The sequence below is a fragment of the Sphingomonas sp. CCH10-B3 genome (assembly GCF_001556185.1).
GTDB lineage: Bacteria > Pseudomonadota > Alphaproteobacteria > Sphingomonadales > Sphingomonadaceae > Sphingomonas > Sphingomonas aquatica.
Map to the genome: position 1 here is coordinate 37446 of NZ_LSIJ01000028.1, position 11033 is coordinate 48478.

Here is an 11033-nt window from a genome sequence, read left to right on the forward strand (position 1 = left end):
ATTATCCGGGCCGGTGGCGGAGGCGCGCCATCACCGCGTCGAGCTTCGCGAGCATCGCCGGATCGCGCTTGGCCGGATCGGTGATAAGGGCGGCGTCGAGCACGGTGTCGATCGGCGAGGGCGTGCGCGCAGGCGGCAGTGCGGCCAGCAACGCGGCGACCGTGCGCCGCGCGAGATCGCCATTGGCATGCATCTGCGCGATCACTTCGCTGACTTCGACATGGGCTTCGCTCTCGCGCCAGCAGTCGTAATCGGTGACCATGCCGATCAGGGCGTAGGGCAGCTCGGCTTCGCGCGCGAGCTTGGCCTCGGGCATTGCCGTCATGCCGATCACATCGGCGCCCCATTGGCGGTAAAGCAGGCTTTCGGCGCGGCTGGAGAATTGCGGGCCTTCCATTGCGACATAGGTCGCGCCCTTGCTCATCTTGCCGCCTGCGCTCGTGATGGCTTCGGCGGCAAAGGCGGACAGGCGCGGGCAGACGGGCTCAGCCATCGAGACGTGCGCGACCATGCCGGTGCCGAAAAAGCTCGACGCGCGGCCGACGGTGCGGTCGATGAATTGTTCGACCACCACGAACCGGCCGGGCTCGAGCTCTTCCTGCAACGAACCGATCGAGGAAATCGCGAGAATGTCGGTGCAGCCGCTGCGCTTCAGCGCGTCGATATTGGCGCGCGCGTTGAGTTCGCTCGGCGGAATAACGTGCCCGCGGCCGTGGCGGGGCAGGAACACGATGTTGACATGGCCGACGCGACCGAACAGCAGCTGGTCCGACGGCGCGCCCCACGGCGTCTCGACGGTGCGCCATTCGGCCTGTTCGAGACCTTCGATCGCATAAAGGCCTGATCCGCCGATGATGCCGATTGTCCACGCGTCGTTCATGCTGTTACTCCGAAAGAAGACCGACCCGCCAGATAAGGACATTGCCGATGCGGTTGATTGCTGCCCTTGCGCTGCTGACGCTGCCTGCCGCCGCTCATGCCGCCGAGCCGATCACAGGGCAATGGCTGACGAAGGAGGGCAAGGCAATTGTCGCGATCGCGCCGTGCGGCAAGGGCGTGTGCGGTCACATCGCCAAGGTGCTGAAGCCCAATCCGGGCGGGCGCGGCGTCGACGAGCGCAACCCCAACCCGGCGCTGCGCAACCGGCCGATCGTCGGCCTGCCGATCCTGACCAATTTTACCGATGCCGGCCGCGACTGGCGCGGGCGCATCTATGATCCGGAAGGCGGCAAGGAATATCGCTCGATCCTGAAACGGCTGCCCGACGGCAGCCTGCAAGTGCAGGGCTGCATTGCCTTTTTCTGCCAGACGCAGACCTGGAAACCGGCGCGGTAGGGCGGGATGCCGCTCGCCGGGATCTAACCCGTCCCGTTCGTGTCGAGCGAAGTCGACACAGCTTGCGCGCGGCTTCTGGCCTGTTTCTCGACTGCGATTAAAACAAGCGCGGGGAAAAAAACATGCCCCGACGCCCGCTCAAACCACCGCCATGTCGACCTTGTAATGGTGCCACGCCATGATCGCCGCCGCGCCCCGGTGCGGGCGCCAGGGTTCGGCAAGCGCACGCGTCGCCTTCTCGGTCGGGCGCGCCTCCAGCCCCAAGATGCGCCCGATCTCGATTTGCACCGCCAGGTCGCCCGCCGGCCAGATGTCGGCGCGGCCCTCGGCGAACAGCAGATAGATTTCCGCCGACCAGCGGCCGATGCCCTTGACGCTCGAGAGCGCCGCAATCGCTTCCTCGTCGTCGGCGGAGAGATTGTCGAGGTCGAGCGCACCACTCGCCACCGCTTCGGCAAGGCTGTGCGCATAGCTCGCCTTTTGCCGCGACAGGCCGAACGGGCGCATATCCTCGATGCTCACCGCCGCCAGTGTCGCCGGGTCGTCGAGATTGCCGAGGCCGTCTTCCAGCTTCTTCCAGATCGATTGCGCGGCGGCGACGCTGACCTGCTGACCGACGATCGTGCGCAGCAACGTGCCGTAACCGCGATCGCGGATGCGCGGCGGCGGATAGCCAGCACGCTCGATTGCTGCCGCCATTGCCGGTTCGATCGCAGCGACGGCGTCGAGGCAGTGCTTCAGTTGCTCGGCGGAAAGGCCCATCGACTGTGTCCCTTGAAATCGCCGCGCCCGCACGGCAAGGCGGGTCCGACACCGCCTGAGGAGAAATAGATGCCGCAGCTTATCGTCGTGACCCGCAATGGGGAAGAACGGGCAATCACGGGCGAGGCCGGCCTTTCGGTGATGGAAGTCATCCGCGACGCCGGGATCGACGAGATTCTGGCGCTGTGCGGCGGCTGCTGCAGCTGCGCCACCTGTCACGTCCATGTCGACCCGGAATTTGCGGCCAAACTGCCGAAAATGAGCCCCGACGAGGACGATCTGCTCGATTCGACCTCCGACCGCGATGAATTTTCGCGGCTGTCGTGCCAGATCCCGTTCACCGACGCGCTCGATGGGCTGAAGGTACGCGTGGCGGCGGAGGATTGAGGGGGCGCCCTTTGGGCCAAACCTCTCCGCCGTTCGTGCTGAGCTTGTCGAAGCACTGTCCTTTCTTTGCGACGTCATCGCAGAAGAAGGGCAGCCCTTCGACAAGCTCAGGGCAAACGGGGGATATGGCTGATTTGGAGAGTAATTAAGGCGCCATCCCCGCCAGCTTCAGCACGGCCGTCGGCGCCTGTTTCAGCGCGGGCGTGGCCTTCCAGACGATCTGCTTCCGCCCGCCCGCGACCGTCTGCGCACCGCTTTCCTCATTCTGGCTGACGATCTCGGCGTCGGTGTCGAGCGTGAACACGCCGTCGAGCCCGCTTGTCATATCGGGGGCGCCCATGCCGCCCGCTTGCGACAGGCCGGGCACCGATTTCGACCCTTCATTGGCGAAGGCGGGTGCCTTCACACGTACCACGCCGCCCTGGCGCAACTCGATCGACACGAACGGGAAAATAACTTCGCCGTCGAGATTATAGGGCCAGTTGAAACCATGAGTCAGCACGCCCTTGATCGCATAATCGATCATGAACTTGCCTTCGCCCAGATAAACGACCTTGCGATAGCCCGCTTCCTTGGTGAGCGCGGCGGCGATCGCGCGGTTGCGCTTTTCGGTTTCGGCCTTGGCGGCGGCCTTTTTCGCGGCCTGCTTGGCTTCGGTGTCGGCAGATTTCTTGTCGCTACCCTCGGTCGAGGATTTCAGATCCTCCAGCCCTTTCAGTCCATCGCCGGCATCGACCGCAATCACTTCGCCGATATAGCTGAACGCGAAACTGCGGTCGGCGTTGATCGTCAGCATCGAGGTGAATTTGCCCGGGGTGAGCACGCAACTCGCCAGCAGGAAGGGGAGCAGCAGACCGGCAATCAGGCGCGCACGCATTGGCAGGTTCCCCCTTCAGTCTCCCCGTGTCGCCACTGCATATAGCGCAATAGCTGCCGCATTCGAAACGTTCAGGCTTTCGACCTTGTTAGAGATTGGCAGCCGCGCGAGCACGTCGCAGTGCGCTTCGGTGTTCTGGCGCATGCCTTCGCCCTCGGCGCCGAGCACAAGGCAGGTCTTGCCGCCGCCTTTCAACGATTCGGCAAGCGTCACCTTGCCTTCGCCGGTCAGCCCGATCCGCCAGTAATGCGCCTCGGCAATCTCGTCGAGCGCGCGGGCGAGATTGACCACGCGCACCCACGGCACGACTTCGAGTGCGCCCGACGCGGCGCGCGCGACTGTCCCCGACTCGGGCGGCGCGTGCCGGTCCTGCGTGACGATGCCGAGCGCGTCGAACGCGGCCGCCGAGCGCAGCACCGCGCCGACATTGTGCGGGTCGGTCACTTGGTCGAGCACCAGCAGCGGCCGGTCGCTATCGCGGCCCTGCTCGATCAGGTCGCCGAGCCAGATGTCCTCGAGCGGATCGGCTTCGCAGACGATGCCCTGATGCGGCGCATCGCTCGGCACCAGCCGCGCAAGATCGGCGACGTCGGCATAGACGGTCGGCACGTCCGCCGGCATCACGATCGCGGATGCCGCCTCATGCGTGATCCACAGCTTGCGCACCACGCGCTCGGGATTGTCGAGCGCTGCGTAAACGGCGTGCCGCCCCCAGAAACGGGGGCGGTTGCCTTGCACCTTGCTCGGACGGTGGCCGCGCTTAGCCATGCACCGGCTCAGTCGTCGTCATTGGTCACCGCATAGGGATCGGTGACGGCGGGCTTGGTCGGTAGCGGCGGCTTGGGCAGCGGCTTGTCGGCGTTGGCGGCATTGACGAGGAAGCTCGCGAGAATCGTCGACGCCTGCCGCATGTCGTCGCCCTTCAGGTGATCGAAGGTGTCGACGCTGGTGTGGTGGACGCGCGGGAAATAATCGAGCGGGTCCTGGATGAACTGGAAGCCCTGCAAGCCGATTGCCTGCAGGAAGACGTGATCGGTGCCACCGGTCTTCTGGATCACTACATTGGTCGCCCCCATCGGGGCGAACGGCGCGAGCCATTCGCGGAAGATCGGCACCACGGCGGGGTTGTTCTCGGCATAGATGCCGCGGACCTTGCCCGAGCCATTGTCGAGATTGAAATAAGCGGCCAGCTCCGAATAGCCGGGCTTGGGGGTGATCGGCCAGCGATCGTTCCAGCCGTAATAACGCTTCATGCCGGTCTGCTTCGGGTCGTTCGGGCTGCCGCGCGTCGCCAGATGCTGTTCGACATAGGCAAGGCTGCCGAGCAGGCCCTGTTCCTCGCCCGCCCACAGCGCGAAGCGGATCGTACGTTTGGGCTTGATGCCGGTTGCGGCAATGATGCGCGCCGCTTCCATGATCATCGCAGTGCCCGCGCCATTGTCGGCGGCGCCATCGGCGGCGTGCCACGAATCGAGGTGCGCACCGGCCATCACATAGCCGGCCTTGGGATCGCTGCCGGGGATTTCAGCGATGATGTTATAGGCCTGGGTGTCGCCGTCCTCGAAATGCACCTTGCTGTCGATTTCGAGCGTCGGCGCCATGCCGATCTTGGCGAGGCGGGCGAGGCGGCGGTAATCCTCGGCGGCGATTTCGATACCGGGCAGGGCCGGGGTGTCGCCCTTGCCAAACAAATAGCCTTCGCCATGCACCAGCTTGCCGTCGAGCCGCGACTTCTGCACCCACGCGACCGCGCCTTCGGCCTTCAGGAACGCATCGAGCTTCTTGGCGTAATCAAGCCGCTTCAGACGACGGTCGGCGCCTTCGGGGTCGTAGCGCGGCTGTTGAAACTGGTCGAACTTCGCCAGATCCTCGCCGGTATAGCGCTTGAACGGCGGGTTGGCGGGTTCGTCGCCGGTGCCGGGCAGCGTCAGCATCACGATCTTGCCCGCGAGCTTGCCCTTCCACTTGGCGAAGTCGCTTTCCTTGGCGATCGGCGCGACGATGACAGGGGCCGAGAGCGGGCCGTTGGTGCCCGGCGTCCAGGCGATCGGAATCGCCGTCAGCTGCAGCGGGCGCGGCGCGACCATCCGCACGCTCGACCGCTCGATCCACCAGCCGCGACCGAAATCGAAGCCTTCCTTATGGACGTTCGCGAGGCCCCACACCTTGAAGCGGCTTTGCGTCCACTCCTCGGCCTTGCGCATGCCGGGGGAATTGGTGACGCGCGAGCCGATCACGTCCGATAGATATTCGGCGGTCGGCATCACCTCGCTGTGATTGATGCCCTGATCGATGATCTGGTTGACGACGGTGCGGTCGACCGACTGGGCGAGTGCAGGAGCGGCAATCACAATGGCGGCGGCAGCGAGCAACGAACGCATCAAATCCCCTTTCAAGCAACAATGTTGCGGCAGGGTTATGCGGGCATCGGGCCAAGCGCAAGCGGCGTTGACAGCGCCATGCGAGATAGGCATTGAGCCGCCTCGCTTTTGGCGCCCCCCAATGGACAGGTGGCCGAGTGGTTAAAGGCAGCAGACTGTAAATCTGCCCGTGCAAGCGTACGCTGGTTCGAATCCAGCCCTGTCCACCAAATCCCGCGCGAGCTAGGCTGCGTCGCATGAACCCCGTTTACGCCCAGCTCGGCACCACGATTTTCGAAGCGATGTCGGCGCGGGCACGGGCGACGGGCGCCGTCAATCTCGGGCAGGGCTTCCCCGACGGCAGGGGTCCGCTCGACGTGTTGCAGGAAGCGGCGCGCGCACTGCTGGGCGAATCAAACCAATATCCGCCGATGGCGGGGCTGCCCGTGCTGCGGCAGGCAGTGGCGGATCATTATGCCGTGCATCAGGGCCTCGATCTGGCGGCGAGCGAAGTGATCGTCACGTCGGGCGCGACCGAGGCGCTGGCGGCGGCGATCTTCGCGCTCGTCTCGCCCGGCGACGAAGTGATCCTATTCCAGCCGATGTACGACGCCTATCTGCCGCTGGTCGAGCGGGCAGGGGGTGTGGCGCGCTTCGTGCGGCTGGAGCCGCCCGAGTGGCGGATCACGCGTGCGGCGCTGGAGCGCGCGGCGTCACCCCGGACCAAACTCATCCTGTTCAACGACCCGCTCAACCCGACCGCGACGATGGCAAGTGCGGCCGAGCGGAAATTGCTCGCCGAGTTCTGCGTCGAGCGCGACCTGATCGCGATCTGCGACGAAGTGTGGGAGCATGTCGTGTTCGATGGCCGCGCGCACGCTTCGCTCATGGCCGAACCGGGCATGCGTGATCGGGCGGTGAAGATCGGGTCGGCGGGCAAGATTTTCTCGCTGACCGGGTGGAAAGTCGGCTGGCTCGGCGCCGCGCCTGCGCTGTCGGGCGTGATCGCCAAGGCGCATCAGTTCCTCACCTTCACCACGCCTCCCAACCTGCAGGCAGCGGCAGCTTACGGGCTTGGCAAGGACATGGATTATTTCACCGGCATGCGCGCCGGCTTCGCGCGTTCGCGCGACCGGCTGGCGGCAGGGCTGGAGGGGCTGGGCTACCGCGTGCTGCCGAGCGCCGCGACCTATTTCCTCTCGATCGATCTTGCCGCCAGCGGCGTCGCGATGGGCGACGTGGCCTTCTGCGAATGGCTGGTCGAGAAGCGCGGCGTCGCGGCGATCCCGGTCAGCGCCTTCTACGCGCAGGACGCCGTCACCAACGTTGTGCGGCTATGCTTTGCCAAGGCCGACGATACGATCGACGCCGCGATCGAGCGGATGGGGCGGCGACCCTAGGCGCGGACTGCCGACTGCAATGCCGAGGGGAGTGGAGCGGGTAACGGGAATCGAACCCGTGTATTCAGCTTGGAAGGCTGCTGCACTACCATTGTGCTATACCCGCGCCCGGGATTTGCCGCTTACCGTCCGGCGCGCGCGGGCGCAAGCGGGGTGACGGCACGCCGCTAGCGCGAAAAGCTTTAGGCATTGCTTACCATTGCCGCGCTATCACCCGCCGTGATGCTGCACGATCCTGCCCTTGCCCGCGCCGCCGCTGCCGATCCGCGTCCGGTGTCCGCCGTCAGTACCGGGGTCGGCGTCGTCGGGCTGATCGGCCTGTTGTGCTGGGTCGCGATCGCGCGCTGGTTCAAGATGGATGGGCCGCTGTCGGCCATGACCAATCTGGTCGCGTGCGGCGTGCCGATGGTGCTGTGGTCGGTGTTCGTGGACAAGGTCCACCGCCGCCCCTCGACCGGCATCGACTGGGAACAGACCCGGAGCTGGCGCGAGACGATCGACATCAGCCTGACCAAGCTGGCTGGCCTGTGGATCACCTGGGTCGGCATTGCGCTCATCTATTTCACTTGCCGCTTCTATTGGACCGATCGCTTCGCCTTTTCGATGACCGTGTTCGGGGCGGTTGCGCCTTTCGTGTTCATGTTGTCGATCCCCTATGTGATCTGGCTCGACCGCAAGCTGGTCGAGCCCAAGGACGGCGCCTGGGCGCTCGGCGCGTGGATGATGGGGACTGACAAGGTCGCGCCCGAGGCGATCTACAGCCATTTGCGCAGCTGGGCGGTGAAGGCGTTTTTCCTCGCCTTCATGCTCGCGATCGTGCCGCCGGGGTTCGGCGATTTCATCCGCGCCGACTGGCAGGTGGTGCTGACCAATCCGGTCGCGCTCGCCAATTGGCTGATCACTTTTATGTTCGTGATCGATGTGGCGTTTGCGACGGTCGGCTATGTGCTGACGATGCGGCCGCTCGATGCGCATATCCGCAGCGCGACGCCCTACGCGGCGGGCTGGACGGCGGCGCTGATCTGCTACCCGCCGTTCGTGCTGATGGATGTCGGCCGCCCGCTCGATTATCACCCCGGCACGGCCGACTGGACGCACTGGCTGAACGGGCAGCCGGTGCTGATGGCCGTGTTCGGCGTGGCGCTGGTCGGCCTGACGGCGGTGTACGCCTGGGCGACGGTGGCGTTTGGCTTTCGCTTTTCGAACCTCACGCACCGCGGCATTTTGACGCACGGCCCCTATGCGATCTCGCGCCATCCGGCTTACCTGTCCAAGAATCTGTTCTGGTGGCTGTCGACCTTGCCCTTCTTTACCACCGGCAGCTGGGTCGATGGCGCGCGCGCGACGATCCTGCTCGCGGTCGTCAGCGGCATCTATTACTGGCGCGCCAAGACCGAGGAATGGCATCTGGGCGAGGACCCCGATTACCGCGCCTATTGGGAATGGATGGAGCGCAACGGCCCGGTGCCGCGCTTCTTCGGCTGGCTGACGGGCAAGGCCGCACCGGCGCGACCGGTGGCGGCGGAATAGCGGCTAGAAGCGCATCTCGTTATAGATCGGCGCGACGCTTTCGCCCCAGCCGCCGTGATAGCGATCGAGCAGCGTCTGCGCTGGCACTTTTCCCGACCGCACGATTTCGCGCAGCGGGTCGAGGAAGCCGGTTTCGTCGCTGCCGCCGCCGTCGTGCCGCGCGCGCGCCGCAAGCCCCGCATGGGCGATGTCGAGCACGTCCCCCGCAATGTCGCGCAAGGTCCCGCCGCCCGGCAGCGGTGCATCGAGCGCCAGCCGGGGGACCGACGACCGCAGCGTCTCGCGCGCGTCCATGTCCCAGCCCTTGACCAGATCCCACGCGGCATCGAGCGCGCCCTGATCGTACAACAGCCCGACCCACAGCGCTGGCAACGCGCAGATGCGGTTCCACGGCCCGCCGTCGGCGCCGCGCATTTCGAGGAAGGACTTCAGCCGCACTTCGGGAAAGGCGGTCGAGAGGTGATCGTTCCAGTCGTCGATCGTCGGCAGTTCGCCGGGCAGGACCGACAGCTCGCCCTTCAGGAAATCGCGGAAGCTGAGGCCCGCCGCGTCGATATATTGGCCGTCGCGGTAGACGAAATACATCGGCACATCGAGCGCATAGTCGGCGTAGCGTTCGTAGCCGAAGCCGTCATCGAACACGAACGGCAGCATGCCAGTGCGCGCCGGATCGGTGTCCGACCAGATGTGGCTGCGATAGCTCAGCATGCCGTTGGGCTTGCCTTCGGTGAAGGGCGAATTGGCGAACAGCGCGGTCGCGAGCGGCTGAAGCGCCAGGCCGACGCGAAATTTCTTCACCATATCGGCTTCCGAACTATAGTCCAGATTGACCTGAATGGTACACGTCCGCAGCATCATGTCGAGCCCCATGCTGCCGACGCGCGGCATGTGGCGCAGCATGATCGCATAGCGGCCCTTGGGCATGATCGGCAGTTCGGCGCGGGTCTTGTCGGGCCACATGCCGAGGCCGAGGAAGCCGATGCCGAGCTTTTCACCGACCTTCAGCACTTGCTCCAGATGCCGTCCGGTTTCCGCACAGGTCTGGTGGAGATTGTCGAGCGGCGCGCCCGACAGTTCGAACTGGCCGGCGGGCTCGAGGCTGACCGAGCCGTCGCTTCCGGTGAGGGCGATGACGTTGCCGTTCTCGATCACCGGGGTCCAGCCGAATTCGGTAAGCGCCATCAACAGGTCGTGGATGCCGCCGGGTTCGTCATAGCTCGGCGCGCGGTGATCGTCGGTCCTGTAGACGAATTTCTCGTGCTCGGTGCCGATCCGCCAGCGATCCTTGGGCTTTTCGCCCTTGGCGAAGGTCGCGATCAACTGGTCGCGGTGCTCGATGACCGCTGATTTGCTATCCGAAACGGTCTTCGTGCTCATGGCCAGCGCCTTTAGCGGGCGCGACAGGTCTGCGCTAGAGGCGCCAGTCGCCCGCGGGCGTCAGTCTCCGCACCGTTCGTGCTGAGCTTGTCGAAGCACTGCTCTTCCTTTGCGAGTCGAGGGCAGAAGAAGGACGGCCCTTCGACAAGCTCAGGGCGAACGGAACGGAAGCGTCATGCCTGGAATAATTACCCGCGCCAGTCTCCTGCGCTCGCCATCCACAGCGCGACGGTAGCCGCTGCCGCCGTGTCTGCACGCAGGATGCGCGGGCCGAGGCCGACGCCGACTGCCTGCGGGGTGCTGCGGATCGCGTCGCGCTCGTCGGGCGTGAAGCCGCCTTCGGGGCCGATCAGGATCGCGGCCGGGCCGGGGCGTGCGGCCATCGCGGCGGCGGCGGGCGCGTCGCCGGTCTCGTCGGCGAAGAACAGCGCGCGCTCCGCCGGCCAGTCGCGCAGCAGCGCGGCGAGCTTCACCGGTTCGGCAAGTTCGGGCACGGCGGTGCGCCCGCATTGCTCGGCGGCTTCAACCATATGGGCGTAAAGCCGCTCGCCATTGAGCCGATCGACGATTGTGCGCGCGGTGACCACCGGCACCAGCCGGGCGACGCCGAGTTCGCAGGCTTTTTCAGCCACCCAGTCGATCCGCCCCTTCTTCAGCGGCGCCGCGCAGAGCCACAGGTCCGGGACCGTTTCGGTCGCGCGCAATTGCTCGGTGAGCTCGACCGTCAGTGCCTTGCGACCCGCGTCGCGCACCAGCGCGAGCCATTCGCCGCTCACGCCGTCGAACAGCTTGACCGGATCGCCGGGCTTCAGCCGCATCACTTGCGCGAGATAATGCGCCTGCGGCCCGTCGATCACGCGCAGCCCCGCAGCCAGCGGCGGCGCGACAAACAGGCGCGGCGTCGATTGCGGGGGCCAGGCAGGCGTGGCGGGCATGGTGTGGCCCTAGCGCGACAATCCCGCGCCGTCATCTCTCCCCCTAAGTTACTCGGTGTTCACCTTTGGA

General features: G+C 65.7%; 11 protein-coding genes and 2 tRNA genes. 5 read left to right on the forward strand and 8 right to left on the reverse strand.

Annotation, left to right across the window (positions count from 1 at the left end):
- Position 1: 1 nt before the first annotated feature.
- The gene (gene mtnP, locus AX672_RS06310) at positions 2-880 is read right to left on the reverse strand and encodes an S-methyl-5'-thioadenosine phosphorylase (protein WP_066650004.1); all 879 of its coding nucleotides are present in this window, start codon (positions 878-880) and stop codon (positions 2-4) included.
- Positions 881-927: 47 nt separating this feature from the next.
- On the opposite strand from mtnP, the gene AX672_RS06315 reads away from it, so the two are divergent.
- A complete protein-coding gene (locus tag AX672_RS06315) occupies positions 928-1335 on the forward strand; it encodes a DUF2147 domain-containing protein (RefSeq protein WP_066650005.1) in 408 nt (135 codons plus the stop codon).
- A 138-nt stretch (positions 1336-1473) separates the two neighbouring features.
- On the opposite strand, the gene AX672_RS06320 is transcribed toward AX672_RS06315, so the two are convergent.
- A complete protein-coding gene (locus tag AX672_RS06320; RefSeq protein ID WP_066650006.1) occupies positions 1474-2097 on the reverse strand; it encodes a DNA-3-methyladenine glycosylase family protein in 624 nt (207 codons plus the stop codon).
- Positions 2098-2166: 69 nt separating this feature from the next.
- Here AX672_RS06320 and AX672_RS06325 point away from each other — a divergent pair, with 69 nt between their 5' ends.
- Positions 2167-2484 (forward strand): 2Fe-2S iron-sulfur cluster-binding protein, encoded by a 318-nt coding sequence (locus tag AX672_RS06325; protein WP_066650012.1) that lies wholly within the window; start codon positions 2167-2169, stop codon positions 2482-2484.
- Positions 2485-2629: 145 nt separating this feature from the next.
- Here the strand turns inward: AX672_RS06325 and AX672_RS06330 are convergent, their stop codons facing one another.
- Genes AX672_RS06330 through AX672_RS06340 form a run of 3 tightly spaced genes read right to left on the reverse strand, consistent with a single transcriptional unit; the run spans position 2630 to position 5742 of the window.
- Positions 2630-3361 carry a hypothetical protein gene (locus tag AX672_RS06330; RefSeq protein WP_066650017.1) on the reverse strand — a complete coding sequence of 244 codons (732 nt, stop codon included), beginning with the start codon at positions 3359-3361 and terminating at the stop codon, positions 2630-2632.
- 15 nt (positions 3362-3376) lie between these two features.
- Positions 3377-4129 (reverse strand): 23S rRNA (guanosine(2251)-2'-O)-methyltransferase RlmB, encoded by a 753-nt coding sequence (rlmB, locus tag AX672_RS06335; protein WP_066650019.1) that lies wholly within the window; start codon positions 4127-4129, stop codon positions 3377-3379.
- An 8-nt stretch (positions 4130-4137) separates the two neighbouring features.
- Entirely contained in the window at positions 4138-5742 is a 1605-nt protein-coding gene (locus tag AX672_RS06340) for a M20/M25/M40 family metallo-hydrolase (RefSeq protein WP_066650022.1), read from the reverse strand.
- A 123-nt stretch (positions 5743-5865) separates the two neighbouring features.
- On the opposite strand from AX672_RS06340, the gene AX672_RS06345 reads away from it, so the two are divergent.
- Positions 5866-5951, forward strand: a tRNA-Tyr gene (locus tag AX672_RS06345).
- A 27-nt stretch (positions 5952-5978) separates the two neighbouring features.
- The gene (locus AX672_RS06350) at positions 5979-7121 is read left to right on the forward strand and encodes an aminotransferase (protein ID WP_066650024.1); all 1143 of its coding nucleotides are present in this window, start codon (positions 5979-5981) and stop codon (positions 7119-7121) included.
- 32 nt (positions 7122-7153) lie between these two features.
- Here the strand turns inward: AX672_RS06350 and AX672_RS06355 are convergent.
- A tRNA-Gly gene (locus tag AX672_RS06355) sits at positions 7154-7227 on the reverse strand.
- Between the two features lie 116 nt (positions 7228-7343).
- On the opposite strand from AX672_RS06355, the gene AX672_RS06360 reads away from it, so the two are divergent.
- Positions 7344-8651 carry a methyltransferase family protein gene (locus AX672_RS06360; RefSeq protein WP_066650026.1) on the forward strand — a complete coding sequence of 436 codons (1308 nt, stop codon included), beginning with the start codon at positions 7344-7346 and terminating at the stop codon, positions 8649-8651.
- A 3-nt stretch (positions 8652-8654) separates the two neighbouring features.
- Here AX672_RS06360 and AX672_RS06365 read toward each other — a convergent pair whose 3' ends face one another.
- Together AX672_RS06365 and AX672_RS06370 are read right to left on the reverse strand one after the other, a co-directional pair.
- Positions 8655-10028 carry a glutamate--cysteine ligase gene (locus AX672_RS06365; RefSeq protein ID WP_066650030.1) on the reverse strand — a complete coding sequence of 458 codons (1374 nt, stop codon included), beginning with the start codon at positions 10026-10028 and terminating at the stop codon, positions 8655-8657.
- Positions 10029-10216: 188 nt separating this feature from the next.
- Positions 10217-10963, reverse strand: coding sequence for a 16S rRNA (uracil(1498)-N(3))-methyltransferase (locus AX672_RS06370; RefSeq protein ID WP_066650032.1), 747 nt, complete (start codon positions 10961-10963; stop codon positions 10217-10219).
- Between the last annotated feature and the right edge of the window lie 70 nt (positions 10964-11033).

Bases quoted from the DNA above. Each gene is read 5' to 3' on its own strand.
- mtnP (WP_066650004.1), bottom strand. From the start codon at position 880: ATGAACGACGCGTGGACAATCGGCATCATCGGCGGATCAGGCCTTTAT.
- AX672_RS06315 (WP_066650005.1), top strand. From the start codon at position 928: ATGCGGTTGATTGCTGCCCTTGCGCTGCTGACGCTGCCTGCCGCCGCT.
- AX672_RS06320 (WP_066650006.1), bottom strand. From the start codon at position 2,097: ATGGGCCTTTCCGCCGAGCAACTGAAGCACTGCCTCGACGCCGTCGCT.
- AX672_RS06325 (WP_066650012.1), top strand. From the start codon at position 2,167: ATGCCGCAGCTTATCGTCGTGACCCGCAATGGGGAAGAACGGGCAATC.
- AX672_RS06330 (WP_066650017.1), bottom strand. From the start codon at position 3,361: ATGCGTGCGCGCCTGATTGCCGGTCTGCTGCTCCCCTTCCTGCTGGCG.
- rlmB (WP_066650019.1), bottom strand. From the start codon at position 4,129: ATGGCTAAGCGCGGCCACCGTCCGAGCAAGGTGCAAGGCAACCGCCCC.
- AX672_RS06340 (WP_066650022.1), bottom strand. From the start codon at position 5,742: ATGCGTTCGTTGCTCGCTGCCGCCGCCATTGTGATTGCCGCTCCTGCA.
- AX672_RS06350 (WP_066650024.1), top strand. From the start codon at position 5,979: ATGAACCCCGTTTACGCCCAGCTCGGCACCACGATTTTCGAAGCGATG.
- AX672_RS06360 (WP_066650026.1), top strand. From the start codon at position 7,344: ATGCTGCACGATCCTGCCCTTGCCCGCGCCGCCGCTGCCGATCCGCGT.
- AX672_RS06365 (WP_066650030.1), bottom strand. From the start codon at position 10,028: ATGAGCACGAAGACCGTTTCGGATAGCAAATCAGCGGTCATCGAGCAC.
- AX672_RS06370 (WP_066650032.1), bottom strand. From the start codon at position 10,963: ATGCCCGCCACGCCTGCCTGGCCCCCGCAATCGACGCCGCGCCTGTTT.